Genomic DNA, 21,717 nt, shown 5'->3' with positions numbered 1-21,717 from the left:
TCATCCCGTGCACAGCACCGCGACCAGAGCACCGGTGAGCAGAAACGGGCCGTAGGCGATCGGATCACGCCGGGACACCCGGCGCAGGAGCAGCAGCGCCATCGCCACCAGCCCGGAGAGCAGGGTCGTCGCGACGAACCAGACCGCGACGGCCGGCCAGCCCAGCCAGCCCACCGCCATGCCGAGCAACCCGGCGAGCTTCACGTCCCCGCGCCCGAGCCCGGCGCCCGGGAGGAGCCGCAGCCCCCCGTACAACAGCCAGGCCACCGCTCCGGCGACCACCGCCCGCGACCAGCGCCCCGGTGCGTCCTCGCCCAGCGTGGGCAGCGCGAGCAGGACGGCCAGCACGGCGTAGGAGGGCAGCACGATCCGGTCGGGCAGCCGGTGCACCCGCAGGTCGACGGCGGCGAGCAGCACGCCGACGACGGTCAGGTACAGGTAGGCGGGCAGCCGGCCGGTATGCGGGTAGATCACCGCGGCCACGGCCGCGAGCAGGCCCAGGGTGATCGCGGCCAGCGCGGGACCTGAGGGCACCGCCCGCCGGGGCGGCCGGCCGTCCGCCGGTTCGAAGGAACCGACGACCCCGGGCAGCGCCGCGACCGGCAGCGCCGCACAGCCGACGGCCAAGGCAGTCACCGCGGCCGTCACCAGGCTCATCCGCCGGCGCTCATCCGCCGGGTCCCGTCACCACGGGATCCACCGCCGACCCCGTCGCCCCCGCCGCGGCCGGGCCGCTCACGAGCTCCACGCGGCCGGTGCGGCGCGACGACAGTGCCGCCAGTCCGGCGGCGAGCAGCGCGCCCTCGTCCACCGCGCGCCCGGTGAAGTGGCGGACCTGCCCGACCGCCTGCCCCACCAGGACCTCCAGGCCACCGACCACCCGGGCGCCGGACCGGTAGGCGCCGGCGGCCAGGGCCGTCGGCCAGGGGTGGTAGAGCAGTTCCAGCAGCGGGCAGGTGACCGGCCACGGATGCCGGGCCAGGATGTCCGTCGCCCCGGCCGGCGTGGTGGAGATCACCAGGTCGGGACCGGCGGGCATCCCACCGGCGAGGATCCCCCACGGCAGGGCGGTGACCGAGACCCCGAGCCGGGCGCCGATCCCCACCAGCTCGGAGACCGAGCCCGGGCGGCGGGCGACGATCGCGACCCGGCCGGCACCCGCCCGGGCGAGGGCCGCGACCGCCGCCCGCGCCGTCCCGCCCGCCCCGAGCACCAGTGGCTGGACGGGCACGGCGCGGCCCAGCAGCCGGCGCAGCGCGTAGCCGACGCCGTCGACGTCGGTGTTGAAGCCGGCCAGCCGGCCGCCCGGCCGGACCACCACCGTGTTCGCGGCGCCGAGCAGCGCCGCCGTCGGGTCGGTCTCGTCGAGCAGGTCGACGACGGCCGTCTTGAGCGGCATGGTCAGCGAGACGCCGGCCCAGCCGGGCTCGGTCCGCAGCCGGTCCAGCATCGCCGGCAGCCCGGCCTCGTCGCACTCGATCGCGGTGTAGCTCCAGTCGGCCAACCCCAGGCGCGCGTAGGCGGACATGTGCAGCACCGGTGAGAGGGAGTGCCCCACCGGTGCGCCCAGCACCGCCGCACGCCGGACGGCCGGACCCGGCCCGACCGGCTCCGTGTGGTCGCCTGAGCTGATCGCCACGGCCTACTCCGATCCTCCCTGGCGGTAGTACTCCGCCATCGCCTCGTCGAACTCCGCCTGGTTGGCGGCGAAGACGGTCTCCCTGGTCTGCGGCATGGAGACGAAGTAGAACCAGGGCCCGTCCGCCGGGTTCAACGCCGATTCCAGCGCCCACGGGCTCGGGCTCGCGATCGCCCCGGGCGGCAGGCCCGGGACGGCGCGGGTGTTGTACGGATTCTCGTCGTCCAGCTGCTCCCGGGTGAGTGGCCCCTCGTACTCGTTCGTGGCGTAGCGGGTGGTCGAGTCCATGTCGAGGCGGCGGAACCGGCCGCTGTCGTCCGCCAGCCGGTTGTAGATGACCCGGGCCACCTTGGGCCCCTCGCTCTCGTTCGCCACCTCCTTCTCGATGATGGAGGCCACGATCACGATGGCGCCCGGCTCCCGGCCCATCGCACGGGCGCGGCCCTCGAGGTCGTGCTCGTCGGCGTAGGCGCCGAAGCGGGCCACGGCCTCCTTCAGGATGTCGACCGGGTCGGTGTCCGGCGCCACGTCGTACGTCGACGGAAACAGGTAGCCCTCGAGGTTGTCGCCGGCGTAGTCGGGCAGACCCAGCGAGCTCGGGTCCCGGGCCAGCTCCTCGAGCTCGGCCAACGGAGTGCCGGTCCGCTCGGACAGCGCCAGCAGCACCGTGCGGACCGTGTCCCCGGGGCTGATGGTGTACCGGAACAGCGCGGAGGACGCGTCGTCGAGCAGGGCGTCCAGCGCCGACGCCGCGCTCATCTTCGAGCGCAGCCGGTAGGTCCCGGGCTGGATGGACAGCGCCCGGCTGTCCCGGGTCGCGACGTTCACGAACGCCCGGCCGCTGGCGACGACGTCCGCCTTCGCCAGTGCGGTGCCGATGTCGGAGGACGTGGCGCCGGCGGGGATCTGGACGACGACGATGCCCTCACCGATGCCCGAGTAGTCGGCGGCGGGCTCCCCGCCGACGCGGCCGATGACCTTGCCGATGCCGAAGATGCCCGCGCCGAGCAGCGCGGCGACCACCACGAGGACACCGATCAGCTTCGGCAGCGCCCGCGCCGGCCGGTGCCCACCGGACGCCTCCGGATGCCCGCGGCCTCCCCGGCGGCCCGCGCCGTCGTCGTCCCCGTACCCGCCGCCGTACCCGCCGTCGTCGGCATAGGCGGAATCCCCGTCGTAGCCGGCGTCGTCGGCGTAGGCCGGGTCGTATCCGGCCGGAGCCGGGTCATAGCCGGCCGGGTCGGGATCGTCGGAGGCGTGACTGCTCGCGCCATACCCGGCCTCGCCGTAGGCGGCGGCATCGTCGTAGCCGGCATCGTCGTAGCCGGGATCGTCATAGCCGGCGCGGTCCTGGCTGCGCCGGCCGGGGCCGGATGCCGCCGCGGCCCGGTGGCGCTCGGCGCGCCCGCCCACCCGGCGGTCGTCGCGATCGTCGTAGCCGGCATCGCCGAAAAGGTCGTCGAATCCGCCCCCGTTCCGGCTCACGCCGGATCCAGAGGCCGCGGAGTACCGCCCCGGGCGGCGGCGCCGCCGGTTCCCCCTCGTGCCCGACGGATGTCCAGGTGGTGCTGGAGGATCTGCACTGCTGCCTCCTGATCCACAAGATCACGGCGGGCCCGCGACCGCAGTCCGCGCTCAGCCATTCTGCGATGAGCGACGACCGTGGTGAGCCGCTCGTCGACGAGACGGACCGGTACGGGCGCGACACGCGCGGAAAGGAGCTCGGCGTACTCCCGCGCGTGACGGACCGCATCACCCTCCCTGCCGGAAAGGTGGCGCGGCAGACCGACGACAACCTCGACAGCGTGCCTCTCCCGGACGATGTCGGCAAGCTCGTCGACGTCCGTGTGACGACGACCTGAACCGGACCGGCGCAGCGTGGTGACCGGAACGGCCAGCAGCCCGTCCGGATCGCTGGCCGCGACCCCGACCCGCACCGAGCCGACATCCACCCCGATCCGGACCCCGCGGCCGGCGTCACCGCCGGCCGCGTCACCGCCGGCGGCGCGGCCGCTGTCAGGGCTGGGCGCTCCGGTGTCGCTCACGCGCTCTGGTCGGCGACCAGCTCGCGGATCCGGGCGAACACCTTCGGGATCATCGAGGCATCACCCCGGCCGCCCTGCGCGACGTCCGGCTTCCCCCCGCCCTTGCCGCCAAGCGCGGCCCAGGACTGGCGGACCAGGTCGCCGGCCCGCAGCCCCCGGCCGCGGGCGGCGTCGTCGGTCGCGATGACGATCGACGCCCCCGCCGCCTCGACGACGGCCACGACCGCGGGGCGGCCGGCGAGCCGGCCGCGCACGTCCAGAGCCAGCAGCCGCACGTCGTCCGCGGGGGTTCCCGCCGGCACCTGGGCGGCGACGAGGGCGACCCCGCCGACCTCCTCGGCGCCGACCGCGAGGGCGGCCGCACCGGCCAGTACCGCCTGCGCCCGCACCCGCTCCAGCTCCCGCTCCGCGTCGCGAAGCCGGGTGACGATGTCCGCGACCCGGTCCACGAGCTCGTCGGGACGGGCCTTCAGCGCACCGGACAGCTGGGAGACGAGCAGGTGCTCGCGGGCCAGGAAGCGGAAGGCATCCATCCCGACCAGCGCCTCGACCCGACGCGTTCCGGCCGAGATGGACGACTCGGACAGCAGCTTGATCGCGCCGAGCTGGGCCGAACTGGACACATGCGTGCCACCGCAGAGCTCGCGGGCGTAGTCCCCGACGTCCACGACCCGGACCTCGTCTCCGTACTTCTCGCCGAACAGCGCCATCGCGCCGAGGCGGCGCGCCTCCGCCTGCGAGGTGACGTACCAGCGGACCTCGAGATCGCGCAGCGCGACCTCGTTGACCTCGTCCTCCACGTCGGCGAGAACCGAGTCGGGGATCGCTCCGACCGCGTGGAAGTCGAAGCGCAGCCGCCCCGGCGAGTTCAGCGACCCGGCCTGCGTGGCCGACTCGCCCAGCGCCCGGCGGAACGCGGTGTGCACGAGATGGGTGGCCGTGTGCGAGCGGGACACCGCCCGCCGACGCTGGGCGTCGACCTCGGCGGCGACGTCCGCGCCGACCCGCAGCTCGCCGCGCAGTACCTTCACCCGGTGCATGACCAGCTCGGGCACGGGGCGCTGGACGTCGAGGACCTCGCACTCGCCGCCGTCGAAAAGGATCCGGCCGAGGTCCGCCTCCTGGCCACCGCCCTCGGCGTAGAAGGGCGTCGTGTCCAGGATGATGCCGGCCTCGTCGCCCTCGCCGACCGTGGTCAGGCTGCTGCCGTCACCGATGCCGACGATGCCGACCACGCCGGACTCGCGGGCCAGCTCGGAGTAGCCGGTGAAGGCGGTGGGACCGGCGGTGGCGAGGATCGGCCGGAAGGCCGACAGGTCGAGGTTGCCGATCCGCCGCGACGCCCGGTCCGCCTTCGCCGCCTGGCGCTGGCGTTCCATCAGGCGGCGGAAACCGGCCTCGTCCACCGTCAGGCCCGCGTCGGCGGCCATGTCGATTGTCAGGTCGATGGGGAACCCGTAGGTGTCGTGCAGCCGGAACGCGGACTCGCCGCTGAGCTGCGTGGACCCGGTGGAACGCGCCTGGGTGGCCGCGGTGTCGAACAGCGTGGTGCCCGTCCGCAGCGTCTCCAGGAACGCGGCCTCCTCCGCGACCGCGACCGCGGTGATCGCCTCCGCCTGGTCGATCAACTCCGGGTAGATCGGGCCCATCGCCTGGCGGACCTCGGCGAACAGCTCCGCCATCACCGGCTCGCGGGCGCCGAGCAGCCGGGCGTCACGGACCGCGCGCCGCAGCATCCGCCGCAGGACGTAGCCACGCCCCTCGTTGGACGGGGAGACCCCGTCCGAGATCAGCATCGCGGCGGTCCGGGTGTGGTCCGCGACGACGCGCAGCCGGACGTCGGCCGCCGGGTCCGCGCCGTAGCGGGCGCCGGTGAGCCGGCCGGCGGCGTCCAGCACCGGCCGGGAGATGTCGATCTCGTAGAGGTTCTCGACCCCCTGCAGGAGGGTGGCCATGCGTTCGAGGCCCATGCCGGTGTCGATGCTGCGGCTGGGCAGGTCCCCGACGATCTCGTACCCGTACTCGCTGCCCTCGCCCCGCGCGTACTGCATGAAGACGAGGTTCCAGATCTCCAGGTAGCGGTCCTCGTCCGCCTCCGGGCCGCCGTCACGCCCGTACTCGGGCCCGCGGTCGAAGTAGATCTCGCTGCACGGCCCGCACGGGCCCGGCACGCCCATCGACCAGAAGTTGTCCTTCTTGCCGCGCCGCTGGATGCGCTCCGCGGGCAGCAGGGTGCGCCAGATCTCCTCGGCCTCGTCGTCGTCGAGGTAGACGGTGGCCCACAGGTCGTCCGGCCGGAAGCCGTAGCCCTCGGTGATCAGCTCGAAGGCGAACGGGATCGCCTCGGCCTTGAAGTAGTCGCCGAAGGAGAAGTTCCCGCACATCTGGAAGAAGGAGGCGTGCCGGGCGGTGCGGCCGACGTTGTCGATGTCCACGGTCCGCACGCATTTCTGCACGCTGGTCGCCCGGCTCCACGGCGGTGTGAGGTCACCGACGAAGTAGGGCTTGAACGGCACCATGCCGGCGTTCACCAGCAGCAGGGTCGGGTCCTGCGCCACCAGGGACGCACTGGGGACCACGGTGTGACCCCGCTCGGAGAAGTGGTTCAGAAAGCGGCGGCGGATCTCGGCCGTGTCCATCGGTTCACGTCGTCCAGGGTTGTCGGGATGGGTCGGCCGACCAGCGGGAAGCCGGCCGGCGCCGGATCCGCGGCCTGGGTCGGCCGTCACCGGCTGGAGGGTCAGGGCCGGCGTGCCCCCGGCACCAGGCGCATCGTCTGCTCCGGGTCGAACACCGCGGGCCCCGGGGAACCCTGTGGCGCGCCCCGGAGGACATCACCACCGGCAGGGTCACCGGGCCGGCCACGGGCGGGGTCGTCCGGACCGCCGGCGGCATCCGGCTCGTCCAGGCCGAGCGCGGAGCGTATCTCCTCCTCACGCTCGGCCATGGCCTCGGCCACGTCGGCGGCGAACTCCCGCATCGACTGTACGAGAGACCCCGCGACGCTGGTCGGCGAGAGCGCCGACACGGCCCTGGCCACCTGCCGCACCGCCAGCACGCCCGTCGCCGCACCGAGCGCGACGTAGAACACCCGGGTCACCATCAGCGGCCACCGCTCCGGCCGTCGCTGCCCGCGCCGACCGCGCTGCCCGCGGGCGCGCGCCTGGCAGCCCGCCGCTGTGACTTCTCCGCCTTCATCTGGGCGGACACCCGGGCCGTGAGGTCGGCCTTCGAGCGCTTCGCGACCGCCTGGCGCACCCCGTAGCTGAACGCCGCGACCCGCACCACCGGGCCGCCGAGCGTCGCGGCGAACAGCGACGTCAGGGACGAGACGTTGGTCGTCACCGTCTCCACGTTCGCCGTGATCGCGTCGATCCGGCCCAGCTCCTTGTTCACGTGCGCGAGGGCGACGTTCACCTCGTCGACGGTCGTGCCCGCCTGGCGGACCCGTGCGGTGCCCTCGTCGATCGCGATCCCGGTCTGCCGCACCCGGGCAGCCGTCTCATCGAAGATCTTGCCGAGCTTGAACAGGACATAGCAGGCGAAGAGCACGAGCACCGCGAACGCCCCCGAGGCGATCAGGCCCGCGACCGCACCACCGGACATGTGCTTCGCCTCCATCGTTGTCGGTAACGCTGGTCTGGATGACGCCTGCATCTGGATGACGCCTGGCCGTGCCGGACCCGGATCGATCGCACCGCTCGCGGGCGGAGCCCCGCGCGGGCGAGTCGTCAGGCCCGTCGTGCCGGCCACGGCGCAGGGACCACCGGAGCCGTTCGCCAGTGACCTTACCGACCAGTGCGCGCACACCACCGGTAACCCCCGGGCCGTCCGTGTCCGTCCCGGGCCGGGCACAGCCGGGAACAGGCCCTCAGCCCTCGTCGCCCGCCGGGGGCGCGGAGGGCGACGAGGGCTGTCCGCGCAGGACGCCGCGCAGGAACCGCACCCGGTCAGCCGCCCGGCGCTCGAACCCGTGCCCGGATGGACGGTAGTAGTCCGACCGGGCGAGGACGTCTGGTGCGTACTGCTGACGGACCACCCCTTCCGGGTGATCGTGTGGGTACTGGTAGCCAGCACCGTGGCCCAGCCGTGTGGCGCCCCGGTAGTGGGCGTCACGCAGGTGCGACGGCACCGGGCCCAGCCGGCCGGCGCGCACGTCGGCCGCCGCGGCGTCCATCGCCGTGATCACCGCGTTCGACTTCGGCGCGAGCGTCAGATGGATCACCGCCTGGCCGAGGGCGAGGCGCGCCTCGGGCAGGCCGACCAGCTCCAGTGCCTGCGCCGCCGACACCGCCACACCGAGCGCACCCGGGTCGGCCATACCGATGTCCTCACTGGCGAGGATGACCATGCGGCGGGCGACGAACCGCGGGTCCTCCCCCGCCTCGAGCATCCGGGCCAGGTAGTGCAGAGCGGCGTCGACGTCGCCACCGCGCATCGACTTGATGAAGGCGCTCACCACGTCGTAGTGCTGGTCACCCTCGCGGTCGTAGCGGACCGCGGCCCGGTCGACCGCACGCTCCAGCAGCTCCAGCCCGAGCGGGACGGGGCCGGGGCCGGGGACGCCGCCGTCCCCGTCGCTGCCGGTCGCGGCGACAGACCTCTTCGCCCCCTCCAGCACCGCCTCGGCGCCAGCCTCCAGCGCGGTCAGCGCCCGCCGGGCGTCCCCGCCGGCGAGCCGCACGAGATGCTCCCGTGCCTCTCCGGTCAGCTCCACCGCGCCGCCGTAGCCGCGCGGATCACGAACCGCCCGCTCGATCAGCTCGACGATGTCGGCGTCGGTCAGCGGCTCGAGTGTGAGCAGCAACGACCGGGAGAGCAACGGAGAGACGACGGAGAAAAAGGGGTTCTCGGTGGTCGCGGCGACCAGGGTGACCCATCCCTTCTCCACCGAGGGCAGCAGAGCGTCCTGCTGCGTCCGGGTGAAGCGGTGCACCTCGTCGATGAACAGGACAGTGCGCACGCCCGACATGGACAGTGTGTCCCTGGCCTCGTCCACAACCGCGCGGACGTCCTTCACACCCGCGGTGACCGCCGACAGCTCGCGGAACCGGCGGCGGCTGGCCCGCGACACGATGTGGGCCAGCGTCGTCTTGCCGGTGCCGGGCGGCCCCCAGAGCACGACCGAGGTCATGCCACCGCCCTCGACCAGCCGGCGCAGCGGGCTCCCCGCGGCCAGCAGATGACGCTGGCCGACCAGTTCGTCCAGATCTCGCGGGCGAAGCCTGGCCGCGAGCGGGCCGGACGAGTCCGGCAGCCCCGGCACGTCGGCGTCGAAGAGGCTCACCCGCCCACCGTACGGCGGGTGAGCCGAGTGACCGCACGGCCCGGGGCCCTCGCAGCCCCGCGGCCGGTCGCCGCCATGGTGCCGGCGACCGGTCTACACGCCGTCCGGCCGGCCTGTCCACGTGGACGGCTGGGCTCCCGCGCCGGGCTGCGCCCAGTACTCCCCTGCCGGCTGCTCCGGCAGCTGGGCCCAGCCCGACGGCGCGGGTCGCCCTGGCTGGTGGGACCACCCGGCCGGTTCCGCCCGCTCCGGAGGCCCGGCGGGCCCGGGCTCTCCCGTCCACTCCCGCTCTCCCGTCCACTCCCGCTCTGCCGGCCGCGCGGTGCCCGCCGGCCCCGCGGAGACCGTCCGGCCTCCCTCACGGGCAGGACCCGCGGCGCGAGAACGGACCGCCTCATGGCGGCCGGCCTCGCGCGAGCGGCCGCCCTGGTCAGGACGGTTGACCTGGTCAGGACGGTTGACCTGGTCAGGACGGTTGACCTGGTCGGGACCGCCGACCTGGTCGGGCGACTCGGCACGCTGCCGTGGCCGGGCGGGAGCCGCCGTCGGCCCGGGAAGGCCACGGCGGTGGCCGTACACGCGTGCGGAGGAGAAGGGGTCGGCATAGGTGACCCCACCCAGCGCCGCGAAGATGACGACCGCGAGCACCGAGAACGCCAGGACACAGACGAGAAGCGCGAGAGTGATCGGATCGGCGCCGGTGACCGGTTCGGGGGTCGCCGTCGCCTCGACCCTGGTGGCGGCCATGGCCGTGTAGTGCATTCCGCAGACCGCGATGGCCATGACGACCGAGGCGACCGCCACGTGCCACCCCTTCACCACCCGGAAGGCGATCCACATGGCGGCCAGCGCCGCGCCGATGGCGATGGCGACCGACAGCACGACGATCGGGCGCCGGTAGGTGATGTCACTGCCCACATGCATCGCGGCCATACCCGTGTAGTGCATCGCCGCGACTCCCAGCCCCGCGACGACACCGCCGACGGCGAGCCGTGCGCGGCTCTCCCGGCGGCGGGCGACCAGGGACAGACCCACCGCGGACACCACGATCGCAATGAGCAGCGACACCCCGGTCAACGGAAGGCTGTAGCGCAGGTCCCGGTCGGCGACCTGGTAGCCGATCATCCCGATGAAGTGCATCGACCAGACCGCCCCGCCCCCCAGCGAGACGGCGGCGAGCGTCGTCCAGACGTACCGCGACCGACCCACCGCAAAAGGTATCCGCATCGAACAGACCAACGCGGCGAACGACCCGATCATCGCCAGCAGGACGGACACCGCAACAAACAGAAGATCCTGACTCGCGTGCTGATGGACAGCCTGCGCCGTGATCAATGTTCCCCCCGAGAACGAAAAGACGCCCATTCCTAACACAAGTTCTCAGATATCGACAATAAGTCGACTTGTTTATACTTTAAGAGAGTGCTTCGGCGCGCTACGTGACGAAGGTGGTCGCCTCGGGACTTCAGTCCCTGACGTGGTGGCCCAGGAGGCCCTTGCCACCCGGGCCGATCCGCCTCAACGAGGACCGGGTTCGTCACGTTGAGCAACCACCCACAGCTGCGACCTCCAGGCCCGACCCCGGGCCACGCGGGCTTTACCGCAGCCCCGCCCAGCCATTGACCGACACCGCGACAAGCCTCCCGAGAAGCTCCTCCGCACTCCCGGCAACCAGCAACGAAATAGCGTCGAAATATCAGCGAAGCAAAGCGGACACGGGGCCGCCGGCCGCTGTCGATTCGGGCCGGGGGCAGTCGGGGCGCATCGCGTATTGGCAGCCCGGGAGGAACTTCCGTTTGCGACATGAAGCGACGCGAGGGATGCCCTGGCTCGAAAGTGCCACTGCCGGCCCAAGGCGTGGATGGGATGCGACACGGCCGCCGGATGACGCGCACGGCGGACCCGGTCCGGCGGGGCGCGGAGGAGCGGTTGGTGGGCCGGAGCGGGGAGGATCTGCTTCGCAGTCGAAACTGCCAGCGCAGGAGCATTCCCAGACGCATGTGCATCCTCCGATGACGCTTCTGTGCCACCCGGGCCCGGGCCTCCGGACCTGCGCAGATGCCAAACCGTCGGCGGTGGGGCACTCATGGGTAGCTGCAATCGGTTGACTGGAGACCCTTATCTGGAACACGCTTCCGGGTGCCGGGGGGGCGAACGTCAGTGCCGTCCACGGGGAACACTCCGGTGCCGGCACGGAACACATCCGGAAAGGAAACTCATCACACTGCGGGTGCCGTCCCCGCCGCCGGCGTACGCGAGCCGGGGCGAGGGTCGCAACCGCCGTCGGAGCAGTCATGGCTGCGTTGGAAAGACCGACGAAGGCCAACGAGTACATCCGGAGGAAGACCAGTGTCTGACGGGCTCACCCCAACCGGCCGGAATGCAGTGCCCGGCGCCCTCCACAGCCCGGTGCGCAGTTCCCCCCGCAACGCCGCACCGACAGGCGGCGCACCCCTCGGTGGGCACTCCGGCGGTGGACATGCCGGCAGTGGCCACACCACGAACCGACGTCCCAAGACCGGGCATGTCCACGCCGGCCATCTGCACGGCGGTCCTCTCGACAACGGCTCTCTCGACAGCGGCGCCGTCAGCCTCGCTGTCGGCCCGCCGCAGGAGTTCACCTCCCGGCTCGGCCAGCGCACTCTCGCCTCCAGACTGGCCCGCACCATCGAGCTGGAGATCATCCGTCGCGGCTGGCCCGTCGGCGAGGGCCTCGGCTCCGAAGCCCAGCTCATGGAGCGCTACCAGGTCGGCAGATCCGTGCTGCGCGAGGCGGTCCGGCTGCTGGAGAGCCGCTGGGTCGCGCGACCTCGGCCGGGGCCCGGGGGCGGGCTCGTCGTGACCGCTCCCGACCACGATGGCGTCCGCGACGTCGCCCGGGTCTACCTCGATTTCGCGCGGGCCCGGCCGGAGCACCTGTGCGAGACCTGGTCAGCGCTGGAGGCAGTGGCCGTGCGGCGGCTCGCCGAGCAGATCGACACCGCCGGCCTCGCCCGGCTGCGCGGTGCGCTGGAGCCCGTCGCGCCCGGTGCCCGGGCCACCGGCGGGCGGTCGCGGAACCGGCCGGGCGGCTCACGCTCGGGCCCCGTCGCCGCTGGCACGGCCGGCGAGGCGTCCGTGCTGCTGCACCTGGAGATTGCCCGCCTGGCAGGCAATCCGGCCGCCGAACTGTTCATCCGGGTACTCGCGGATCTCGCCCATCCGCACGACGAGGGTGACCGGCTGGGGCAGTGGTGGCAGCATCCGCTGCATGCCGAGATCGTCGACGCGATCACCCGGGGCGAGGCCGCCCTGGCGGAGCATCTCGCCCGGTCCTGCATCCGGCGGCATGTCGAGGAGGCCATCGCCCACCGGCACTGATTATCCGCCCACCCGCAGCTGGCTCGGCGACGGCGCCGCTCGCATCGCCTGCCGGCAGCCTGGTGGGCTCGGCTGGCGCATACCTGGCCGCATTTGCGCCCGGGACGCATTGTCGTCCCGGGCGTAATGCGTGCCAGCCCTGTTGCGGTTCCGATCTCATTGCGGCACGCACGTATTGCCGGGCGGGGCACGGCGCACGGACCTGGTCCGCAGCGCGGTGTGGGTGGGAACACCGGTGACCGGGCGTGCCGACGGACGTTTCCGGGTGGTTCGGGAGCGGGGCACGACAGGAGCAGCGGCCCTGCCGGGGACGCACCCACCGACCTTCATCCGCGGGAGCTCGCACAGTAACCTGGTTACCCCCGTCGCCGCAGGTGTCTCAATGGGGGAAAGCCATCCGTGGCGTCACCGGCAGGGGTCTGCGACACCGGAGGAAAAAGCCACGGGCGCAGGCACCGTCCTATCCGCGGCGCAGGTTTGATTGCACCGGCAGCAGGGCCTCGGGCTGGATGGAGCACCTGGACGACACTCGGCCAGCAGTCGCATCGAAGCACATGAGGACCACATACCCGATGACCCACTGGGCACTCCCCCGATTTCGGACCGTGTATCGTTCTTTCTGCCAGATGGAGAAGCCGGCCTCGGCGGCAGCAACGTGCCCGGGTTGGTGTCACAATCGACCCCATTTATCGGTACCGGTGCTACGCCGGAATGCCCACGGCGCCATGCGCTGCGACCGTTCTCGAGAGGCACGGAAGAATGACGGTATCCGCGCAGCAGCATGACGGTCGGAACGCACCCGGTACGAGCGGTCCGTCAACGGCTCGGGCTGAGCCCCGCAGCGGCCTGGCTCGCCAGCAGATCCGGGTGCCGAAGACCGCGGAACTCGTCGCAGCCCAACTCCGCCGCCAGATCGTCCGCGGTGAACTCGTCGAAGGCGACGCCCTGCCCCCCGAAGCCGTCCTCATGGAACAGTTCGGCGTCTCCCGCCCCACCCTGCGCGAAGCCTTCCGCGTCCTCGAATCCGAAGCCCTCATCTCCGTCCGCCGCGGCGCCCACGGCGGAGCCCGCGTCCACACCCCCGACGGCCAGGTCGCCGCCCGCTACGCCGGCCTCGTCCTCGAACACCGCCACACCACCGTCGCCGACGTCCACACCGCCCACACCCTGCTCGAACCCGCCGCCGTCCGCCTCCTCGCCACCCACCACACCGACACCACCCTCACCGCCCTGCACACCGCCCTCACCCACCCCGACCCCAACCACTTCCACCACCAGCTCCTCGAACACGCCGGCAACCAGACCCTCACCATGATCGCCGGCATGCTCCGCCACATCCTCGACACCCACACCCCACCCCCCCACCCCACCCCCCACAACCACCACGACCACACCCACCTCCTCGACCTCATCACCCACCACGACCCCGACGCCGCCGAAACACACTGGCGCACCCACATCGCCACCACCCCCACCCAGCCCCCGAGCGCGGTCCTGGACCTGCTCGGGCTGCCGCCGGAGATCGTCGGTCGCGCAGGGCAGGGCAGGGCGGCGGTCGCCAGGTCATCGGTACCCCTGCCGCGGGGCGCGTCAGGCTGACCGCACCGGCACCGAGAAGGATCTCGGTGATGCCGTCACCAGTCGACAGACGCACCAGCCGGGGCGGACCCAGCCGGTCGCGGCAACTAGCCGACCGTGGTGTGGAGCCGGACGAGATCGGCAAGGTCTGGCGAGACGACGGCGAGCAGGTCCCGGACCCGCGTCACCGCCGGCGCAGCCAGGCCGTCATAGATCTCGGCGAAGACGGTCCGGGCCTCCCTACGAGGCCAGCGGCCGGGAAGAAGATCGATCGGCAGGTCCGGGTCGAGGCTCGGGAAACGCGCCCAGGACTCGAGCACCGCGGTCCGCGCGGCCAGCGCCTCCGCTCCCTGGACGTCCCCATGACGGACCCGTTCGAGCAACGGGGCATAGGTGCTGACGAAGTCCTCGTAGGTGCGCTGCAGCTCGCTGAGGTCCCATGCGGCCATCGGCGGGCGCGGATCGGTACGCCTCGCCTCGGAGGTGGTGATCAGTACCGTGGAAGCACTCACACCCAGCTCGGCGAAGACCCGCCGGGCCGCCTCCCCGACGAGGCGGGGCGTCACCCACATCCCGTCGTAGAGCGGGGCGAAGCCCAACCAGCGCAGCCGCGCCCGCACCGCGTGGCGGACGTCGCGCTGCCCTTCCGGGATGGAGAAGGCCGCCACGGTCCAGCGCCCGTCCCACGGTTCGTGCCGGAGACCGAAGCCGAAGGTGCGGTTCAGGGACTCCCGGACAGCGAGCGAGGCCTCGGCCGTCAGCCCGTAGTAGGTGTTCCGGCCGATCCGGGACGGCTCCAGGAGACCGCGCCGGGACAGCCGGCTCAGTGCGGCCCGCGCACCCACGGTGCTGACGTCGAAGTCCGCGAGGAGGCTGACCAGCACGACGGATGGGATGTGCTCGCGGCACCCGGCCCAGTAGTCACCGAGCAGGGTCGTCAGCAGATGCTGCGGCTGCGCACCGACCTGCACCCGGGGCAGGTCGACGACATCGGCGGGCTCCGGGAGAGCCGAATTCACCCCCGGAGCCCGCGGTCTCGACTCACGGACAGTGGAGCGACGGCCACGACCGGGATCACGGTCGCGACCGGCCAGCCGAGCGGGCGCTGTCACGCCATCTGATTTTACGAGCCGCCGGCGCCGTTCCACGCCACTGGTCCGGATCTCCTGTGGTCCCGGTGACGTCGGTCGGCCCGGACCCGGTCGACCTGTACGCTCGGCGACCATGAGCTCTGGACGGGTGCGGGTGCGATTCGCACCGTCGCCGACCGGCATGTTCCATGTGGGCGGCGCACGGTCGGCGCTGTTCAACTGGCTGGTGGCCCGCGGCTCCGGCGGCGACTTCGTACTCCGCGTCGAGGACACCGACGCGTCCCGTAACCGCCCGGAGTGGACCGCCGGCATCATCAGCGCGTTGGACTGGCTGGGTATCAGCCCGGGCGGCTACGAGGGCCCGCTGTTCCAGTCGGAGCGGGCCGAACGGCACCGCGAGGCCGCAGCCGGCCTGTTCACCGCGGGGCAGGCCTACCACTGCGACTGCACCCGTGACCTGCTCGCCGAGCGGACCGGGAACGCGCAGCGCGGCTACGACGGCTTCTGCCGGGACCGCGGGCTCGGCCCGGGCCCGGGCCGGGCCCTGCGCTTCCGCACACCCGACGAGGGCACGACCGTGGTCGTCGACGTGATCCGCGGCACGCCGGAGTTCCCGAACGACACCATCGAGGACTTCGTCATCGCCCGGGCGGACGGATCCGCGGTCTTCCTGCTCGCCAACGTGGTCGACGATCTCGACATGGGCATCACCCACGTCATCCGCGGCGAGGAGCACCTGCCCAACACGCCGAAGCAGCAGTTGCTGTGGGCAGCGCTCGGCGCCACCCCGCCGGTGTGGGCGCACGTCCCGGTCATCGTCAACGAGAAGCGGCAGAAGCTGTCGAAGCGGCGCGACAAGGTCGCGCTGGAGTCCTACCGCGCCGAGGGGTACCTCTCGGCGGCGATGAAGAACTATCTGATGCTTCTCGGCTGGGCGCCGCCCGGCGACGAGGAGATCGTGCCCTTCGCCACGATCGAGAGCACGTTCCGGCTCGAGGACGTGAAGCCCTCCCCGGCGTTCTTCGACGAGAAGAAGCTGCGGGCCTTCAACGGCGAGTACATCAGGGCGATGAGCGTCGAGGAGTTCATGGCCGCCTGCGAGCCCTGGCTGACGCCGGCGGCGGGCCCGGGCCCGGGCGGGGGCGAGGGCGAGATCGCGGCGCCGCCGTGGCCAGCCGAGGGCTTCTCCCCGGAGGTCTTCGCCGCTCTCGCGCCGCTGGCGCAGACTCGGGTGTCGGTGCTGTCAGAGATCGTCCCCATGGTCGACTTCGCCTTCCTCCCCTCGGTGTCGATCGACGAGGCCTCGTGGACGAAGGCGATGAAGGGCCCGGCCCGGGAGCTGCTGCGCGACGTCGCCGCCGGCTACGAGAGTGTGGCCTGGGACGAGGACTCGCTGCGCGAGGCGCTTGTCGGAATCGGCGAGGGCTACGGCCTCAAGCTCGGCAAGGCGCAGGCGCCGGTCCGGGTTGCCGTCACCGGCCGTGGTGTCGGCCTGCCGCTGTTCGAGTCGATGACCGTTCTCGGCCGGGAGAAGACCCTCGCCCGGCTGCGCCAGGCCGTCGACCGGCTCGGAACGGCTGTGAGCACGGCCTGACCGACAGCGCCCGCGCGACGTCGGACGCGCCCGCGCGGGTCGGGGCCTGTGGCCCGGGCCGTGGTTGGGACGGACCACGACCCGGGCCGGAAACCCGCCGGAGGGTGGGGGTTACCTCCGCCGGGTGGACTGGGGGCTCTCTCTCCCTGCGGCCTTTCCACCTCATCAACGCAGGCCTAAGCGATCCTTAAGAGCACGTCAAAAGTCCCTTGGAGTCCCCGACGGTCACCCTTCGCCTTCCTTGCGGGTGAGCAGCGTGACCGACGCGACCTCCCGGGCGGGCGACATCGACCTTTAATGGAGGTGATGTCTACCGACCGCTACATCGAGCGCGTTACGTCCCGGGAAGCGGCGGTGAAGCGGCCCGCCACGATCCGCGAGGTCGCGGCACTTGCCGGCGTCAGCGTCTCCACGGTCAGCAACGCCCTGGCCGGTCGGCGGTCGGTCAGCGGCGAGTCCAGCGCCCGGGTACGGGCCGCGGCCCACCGTCTCGGCTACCGGCCGGGCAGCGGGGCACACACGCCCCGCACATCGACCCGCCACGCGGTCGGGCTGATCGTCCCGGACGCGCAGAACCCGTTCTTCGCCCAGATCGCCCACGGCGTCGAGACGGTGGCGCAGTCCCTGGGGTGGGCCGTCTTCCTCGCCAGCGCCAACCTGGACGACGCTCGCGAGGCCGACTACCTCGACCGCATGGCGGGCGCCGCCGACGGCGTGCTCGTCTGTTCGACCTCCGGCCACACCGACCAGGTCCAGCACATGATCGACAGCGGGATAGCGGTCGTCGCGTGTGACGAGCGGCTGGCCGTGGCCGGCGCCGGCGGGGTCTTCTCGGACGATCTCGCCGCCGGTCGGCTCGCCGCGGCGCACCTCCTTGCCCGCGGGGCGCGCCGCATCGCGATGATCTGCGGCCCGGAGCACCTGACGACCGCCCGCGCCCGGCGTACCGGTTTCCGCGCCGAGCTGCAGGCCGGTGGACGCTCGATGCCTCCCTGGCGGTCCCTCGCCAGCGACTACACACTCGACGGCGGGCGCTGGGCGACGGATCAGATCCTCGCCTCCGACCCACGGGTGGACGCGATCTTCTGCACCAACGACCTCCAGGCGGTCGGTGCCGCGCAGGCGCTGCGCCAGGCCGGGCGGGAGGTGCCCGGTGGTGTGATGCTGATCGGCGTCGACGGCATCGCCTGGGGCGAGCTCACCGAGCCGTCGCTCACGTCGGTGGCGCGCCACCCGGATCGGCTGGGCGCCGAGGCGGCCCGCCTGCTGATCCAGATGGCGAGCGGCGAGGCGGACGCCCGGGAGACGGTGCTACCCGTCTCGCTCGTCGAGCGGGACAGCACTCGCAGCGGCGTCCTCGCCGGCGGCGCCGAAACCGGGGACAGCGCCGGGAACCGTGGCGGGAGCCGTGGCAGCGGCGGTGAGGGGGGCGGCGGGAGTCCGCGCGACGACGCCGGGACCAGCGGCGGCCGGAGCGACAACCGGAGCGACATCCAGGGCGCGGGCGGCGTCGGAGACCTGCGTGTGCCGGGGTGCGATGCCAGGGTGACGCGGGGACCTGCCTGAACCCGCCGACGGACGCCGGGCGCGGATGAGCCGCTGGGAGCAGTCCACGAGATGGCGGCGGAACTGCTCGTCGTCCAGCGCTGTCACCCGAGGGTCGATCCCCGCGCCACGTAATCCGGTCAGCAGCATGCCGGCCGCCATCACCGACCCCACGTCAGGTGTGGGGCCGGCGAGCACGGCGACGAGGCGCTCGGCCAGGGCGGGGTACCCGGAGCGTTCCCGCAGGATCGCGGCACAGGTCGGGTCCCCGTGCATGAGCCCGTAGAGGCGCCGGTTGCCGATCACCAGGTCGGCCAGACCGCGGATCACCGCGTCGACCTGGGCGGACCGTGACCGCTTGCTCTCCGCGAGTGCGGCGACCTCGGCGAGGTGGTCGAGTGCGGGCCGGACCACGGCGAGCACGATCTCGTCCTTGCTCTTGAAGTGGTGATAGACAGCCGCCTTGGTGACACCCGCCGCGTCCGCGATCATCTGCAGTGAGGTGGCGCTCACGCCCCGCTGCGCGAACAGGTCCAGCGCCGTGGCGCTCAGCTTGAGCCTGCCGGCGCCTGTGCCCACCCGGCGGTCCACCAGTTCGACCGTCACGATCTTCTTCTCCCGTCCCGGCCCGCGAGCACCCCACAGCGGCCCGAAACGGCCGTTACGGAGACCGATCCCGCACGTCACGGGCCTGTCAGATCGGGATCGGCGGGCCCATTGTGGCCCAGCACCCGCCTTTTCGGGGCTACTCCGGGCGACAGCTGCCCTCGACGGACCAGTCATGGTCCGGGCCGGGCGTTGTCCCGCTGGGACGAGTTGGTCCCACGCCGGGACGAGAGCCACCCGGGCAGGCCCCACCGGTGACGGACGAACCACCCCGTACCGGACGAAAGCCAGTCGCTGAGTGCGGGGCGCGCATCGTGGGCGGGCGATCGCCGTGCGGTCCCACGAAGTCACCATCGGGCACCGCCGAACGGTCAGGGAACGGGCCGGCTCCGAGGGGCTGGGCGCACGTCCGCGTGAAATCCGCGACGACGGCGGGCAACACCCCGCAAGGAGACAGCTTGTGCGCACCGTTCTGTACCGCCTCGGCCGGTCCTGCCACCGGCACGGCCGGGCCGTCCTGGGGCTGTGGCTGGCCTTCCTCGTGCTGGCCGGCACGGGTGCCGTGTGGTCGTCCGGGTCGGTCGACGGCGTCCTCCACCTTCGTCCCGGCCACTCCGCGGGCGCCGCGCTCGCCGGGCCCGCCCTGTCCGGAACGGGGTCGGCGCAAGCCGCGGATCTCGTCCGCCAGCGCCGGTCGGCTGCCGATGCCGCCGCCCAGGCCGGGGACGCGGCGACCGCGTCGTTCGTCCTGCGCCTGGGTGCCCCCGACGGCGACGAGTCGACCCTCGCCGACCCGCGGTACCAGGCCGCGGTGGACCGCACTCTGGCCGCGCTGCGCGAGGTCCCCCGGGTCGCGCGGGTGGGTGATCCCCTCGGTGACGCCGTCCCCGGCGACACCCGACGCGCCGACAGGAGCGGGCTGGCCGGTGAGAGCGGGCTGGCCGGTGACGGCCGGTCCGCGTACGCGCTGGTCACGTTCAGTGTGACGAGCCCGGACCTGGCCGTCGGAACGCGTGACGCACTGATCGCGGCGGCCCGACCGGCACGTGATGCCGGGATCACCGTCGACATCACGGGGCCGGCGGCCGAGCAGTGGTCCCGGCCGCCCGGTGCCGTGCTCACCGGGCTCCTCGCCCTGGCCGTCGTTCTCGCGGTCGTTCTCGCCGTCGCGGCCGCGTCGGCAGCCACCTCCGGTCCGACGGCCGCCCTCGCCCTGCTCCCGGCTGTGGGGGCTGCCCTGGTCGCAGGCCTGGTCAGCGTCGTCGTCGGCGGCTTCGCCGCGCGGGCGGCGGTCGTCCGGGCGGGTTTCGACACCGCCACCGTGGCACCGGCGCTGGCGGTCGGGCTCGTCACCGCGCTCGGGTTCACGCTGCTCGTCACCGCGAGGTTCCGGCAGGAGGTCGCTTCCGGACACCGGGGTGCGGAGGCGGCCGGACGCACGCTGCGGACCACCGGGGCGGATGTCGCCCTCGCCGGCCTGATCATGATGGTCACGCCCCTCACGCTGGCCGTCACCCGCGTGCCGATGCTGACGGTGCTGGGCCTGGCGACAGCCGGGAGCGTCGCTCTCTCCGTCTGCGTCGCTCTCACGCTGCCGGTCGCCGCGTTCGGCGCGGTCCGGGCGAACGACACGGGCGGGGAGCCCGCGGCTGCCCCGGGCGGTACGCGACACGAACGAGAGACACGACGGCCCCAGGGCACACGACGGTCCCAGGGGACACGAAGGCCACAGGGGACGCGAAGGCCACCGGGGGCACGGACGGCCACGTGGCGGCCGGTCCGGGCGTTGCTCCTCGGCCTGGCCGCGCTCGGCGCGGTCGCCCTGCCGGTGGCCGATCTGCGGCCGGGGCCCCTCGACCACAGCATCACCGCCGCCTCGGACGGGATCCTCCGGGACACTCCTGATCAGCTGAGCGTGGTCTTCGGCCCCGGGTTCACCGGCCCGCTCCTCCTGGTGATCGACACTGCCGGCGCACCGGACCCCGAGCGCGCGGTCCAGCAGATCCGCGGGACCGTCGGGGGCATGCGCGACGTCGCGCTGACGACCGAACCCCGCTTCGGGAACGACCTGGCGACGATCACCGTGGTCCCGCTCTCCGGGCCGGGCGATCCGGCGACGGCGGAGCTGCTGCACGACATCCGCGGCCGCGCCGCGGGCCTCGCGGTCACCACGGGGGCCCGGCTCACGGTCGGCGGTCGGACGGCGATCGACATCGACGTCGCCCAGCGGCTGACCGACACCCTGCCACTCGCCCTCGCCCTCGCCGTCGGGCTGACGGCCGCCGCGCTCGCCCTGGCGCTGCGCGGCCTGCCAGCCGCCCTGGCGGTCACGCTCGGCTCCCTGCTCAGCCTCGTCGGGACGTCCGGCGCCGCCGTTGCGCTGCTCCAGTGGGGCTGGCTCGCCGGCCCGCTCGGGATCTGGCGACAGGGACCGGTCGCCGCGGTCCTCCCGGTGGTGGCGGTCGGGCTCCTGGTCGGCCTCACGGCCGGGCACGGTGTCTTCATGGTGTCCCGGATGCGGGAGACGTTCACCCGGACGGCGGACCCCCGCATGGCGGTCACCACCGGCTACCGGGAGGGCGCGCCGACCGCCGCCGCCGTCACGGCGATCGCGGCCGTCGTCCTCACCGCGCTGGCCCTGCCGGCCGATCCGCTGCTGCGGCCGGCCGGCATCCTGCTGGCGTTCGGGCTGCTGCTGGACGTCGCTGTGGTCCGCCTGGTGCTCCTGCCGGCCGCGTTGCGGCTGCTCGGGAGGTCCGCCTGGTGGCTGCCGACCGCCGCCGCGACGCAGGCCCGCACCGGCCGGGCCGGAACATCACCGCCCGTCGCGGCACCGGACGCCGCCTCGCCCGCCAGCAGTGAAGGCAGCCCCGAGCCCGCGCCGGACGAGTTCGCCGCAGGCGGCTCCGGGACGACCTCAGGCCCGCCGGCGGCTCCCGAAGACCAGCAGGGTGAGCTCGTCCACCACTGAC

Annotated in this window: 15 protein-coding genes and 1 pseudogene; 5 read left to right on the top strand and 11 right to left on the bottom strand. The window is 73.1% G+C overall.

The features are described 5' to 3' along the window. The 9 genes from B207_RS0105780 to B207_RS36705 form a co-directional block, all read right to left on the bottom strand. A complete protein-coding gene (locus tag B207_RS0105780; protein ID WP_018635580.1) occupies positions 1–657 on the bottom strand; it encodes a prepilin peptidase in 657 nt (218 codons plus the stop codon). Positions 658–667: 10 nt separating this feature from the next. Beyond that, positions 668–1,639 carry a shikimate dehydrogenase gene (locus B207_RS0105775; protein ID WP_018635579.1) on the bottom strand — a complete coding sequence of 324 codons (972 nt, stop codon included), beginning with the start codon at positions 1,637–1,639 and terminating at the stop codon, positions 668–670. A 3-nt stretch (positions 1,640–1,642) separates the two neighbouring features. Beyond that, the gene (gene mltG / locus B207_RS0105770; protein WP_018635578.1) at positions 1,643–3,124 is read right to left on the bottom strand and encodes an endolytic transglycosylase MltG; all 1,482 of its coding nucleotides are present in this window, start codon (positions 3,122–3,124) and stop codon (positions 1,643–1,645) included. Continuing rightward, positions 3,121–3,684: a Holliday junction resolvase RuvX gene (gene ruvX, locus B207_RS0105765; protein WP_018635577.1), complete on the bottom strand. Its 564-nt coding sequence runs from the start codon at positions 3,682–3,684 to the stop codon at positions 3,121–3,123. The genes mltG and ruvX overlap by 4 nt, the downstream gene beginning before the upstream one ends. Next, complete coding sequence (gene alaS / locus B207_RS0105760; protein ID WP_018635576.1) at positions 3,681–6,323, bottom strand: alanine--tRNA ligase; 2,643 nt, start codon at positions 6,321–6,323, stop codon at positions 3,681–3,683. Before alaS ends, ruvX begins: the two co-directional genes overlap by 4 nt. Before the next feature lie 101 nt (positions 6,324–6,424). Next, a complete protein-coding gene (locus B207_RS0105755) occupies positions 6,425–6,787 on the bottom strand; it encodes a hypothetical protein (protein ID WP_018635575.1) in 363 nt (120 codons plus the stop codon). Beyond that, positions 6,787–7,290, bottom strand: a complete 504-nt coding sequence (locus tag B207_RS0105750; RefSeq protein WP_018635574.1) for a DUF948 domain-containing protein — start codon at positions 7,288–7,290, stop codon at positions 6,787–6,789. Before B207_RS0105750 ends, B207_RS0105755 begins: the two co-directional genes overlap by 1 nt. Before the next feature lie 265 nt (positions 7,291–7,555). Continuing rightward, entirely contained in the window at positions 7,556–8,971 is a 1,416-nt protein-coding gene (locus B207_RS0105745) for a replication-associated recombination protein A (RefSeq protein WP_018635573.1), read from the bottom strand. Between the two features lie 93 nt (positions 8,972–9,064). Next, complete coding sequence (locus tag B207_RS36705; RefSeq protein WP_018635572.1) at positions 9,065–10,249, bottom strand: MHYT domain-containing protein; 1,185 nt, start codon at positions 10,247–10,249, stop codon at positions 9,065–9,067. A 1,131-nt stretch (positions 10,250–11,380) separates the two neighbouring features. Here B207_RS36705 and B207_RS32695 point away from each other — a divergent pair. Next, complete coding sequence (locus tag B207_RS32695) at positions 11,381–12,331, top strand: FadR/GntR family transcriptional regulator (RefSeq protein WP_230204854.1); 951 nt, start codon at positions 11,381–11,383, stop codon at positions 12,329–12,331. 759 nt (positions 12,332–13,090) lie between these two features. Then, on the top strand, positions 13,091–13,930 hold the full coding sequence (locus B207_RS0105730) for a FadR/GntR family transcriptional regulator (protein WP_026310723.1): 840 nt from the start codon (positions 13,091–13,093) through the stop codon (positions 13,928–13,930). An 86-nt stretch (positions 13,931–14,016) separates the two neighbouring features. Here the strand turns inward: B207_RS0105730 and B207_RS0105725 are convergent, their stop codons facing one another. Continuing rightward, entirely contained in the window at positions 14,017–14,928 is a 912-nt protein-coding gene (locus B207_RS0105725; RefSeq protein ID WP_018635569.1) for a PaaX family transcriptional regulator, read from the bottom strand. A gap of 205 nt (positions 14,929–15,133) precedes the next feature. Here B207_RS0105725 and gltX point away from each other — a divergent pair, with 205 nt between their 5' ends. Together gltX and B207_RS0105715 are read left to right on the top strand one after the other, a co-directional pair. Next, a complete protein-coding gene (gene gltX / locus B207_RS0105720; RefSeq protein WP_026310721.1) occupies positions 15,134–16,594 on the top strand; it encodes a glutamate--tRNA ligase in 1,461 nt (486 codons plus the stop codon). A gap of 297 nt (positions 16,595–16,891) precedes the next feature. Continuing rightward, positions 16,892–18,160 carry a LacI family DNA-binding transcriptional regulator gene (locus tag B207_RS0105715; RefSeq protein WP_018635567.1) on the top strand — a complete coding sequence of 423 codons (1,269 nt, stop codon included), beginning with the start codon at positions 16,892–16,894 and terminating at the stop codon, positions 18,158–18,160. Between the two features lie 402 nt (positions 18,161–18,562). On the opposite strand, the pseudogene B207_RS42515 reads toward B207_RS0105715, so the two are convergent. Next, positions 18,563–18,922 (bottom strand): annotated as a pseudogene (locus tag B207_RS42515) (helix-turn-helix domain-containing protein); the annotation flags it as partial. Between the two features lie 283 nt (positions 18,923–19,205). Here B207_RS42515 and B207_RS0105705 point away from each other — a divergent pair. Then, positions 19,206–21,716, top strand: coding sequence for an MMPL family transporter (locus B207_RS0105705; RefSeq protein ID WP_018635566.1), 2,511 nt, complete (start codon positions 19,206–19,208; stop codon positions 21,714–21,716). Position 21,717: the final 1 nt, after the last annotated feature.

Source organism: Parafrankia elaeagni, assembly GCF_000374165.1.
In the GTDB taxonomy this organism is placed as follows: domain Bacteria; phylum Actinomycetota; class Actinomycetes; order Frankiales; family Frankiaceae; genus Parafrankia; species Parafrankia elaeagni.
This window is presented reverse-complemented; position numbering and strand designations above follow the sequence as displayed.

Coding starts and splice junctions, on each gene's coding strand:
- B207_RS0105750 (WP_018635574.1), bottom strand. CDS start 7,290: ATGTCCGGTGGTGCGGTCGCGGGCCTGATCGCCTCGGGGGCGTTCGCG.
- B207_RS0105715 (WP_018635567.1), top strand. CDS start 16,892: ATGGAGGTGATGTCTACCGACCGCTACATCGAGCGCGTTACGTCCCGG.
- B207_RS0105755 (WP_018635575.1), bottom strand. CDS start 6,787: ATGGTGACCCGGGTGTTCTACGTCGCGCTCGGTGCGGCGACGGGCGTG.
- alaS (WP_018635576.1), bottom strand. CDS start 6,323: ATGGACACGGCCGAGATCCGCCGCCGCTTTCTGAACCACTTCTCCGAG.
- gltX (WP_026310721.1), top strand. CDS start 15,134: ATGAGCTCTGGACGGGTGCGGGTGCGATTCGCACCGTCGCCGACCGGC.
- B207_RS0105780 (WP_018635580.1), bottom strand. CDS start 657: ATGAGCCTGGTGACGGCCGCGGTGACTGCCTTGGCCGTCGGCTGTGCG.
- B207_RS0105730 (WP_026310723.1), top strand. CDS start 13,091: ATGACGGTATCCGCGCAGCAGCATGACGGTCGGAACGCACCCGGTACG.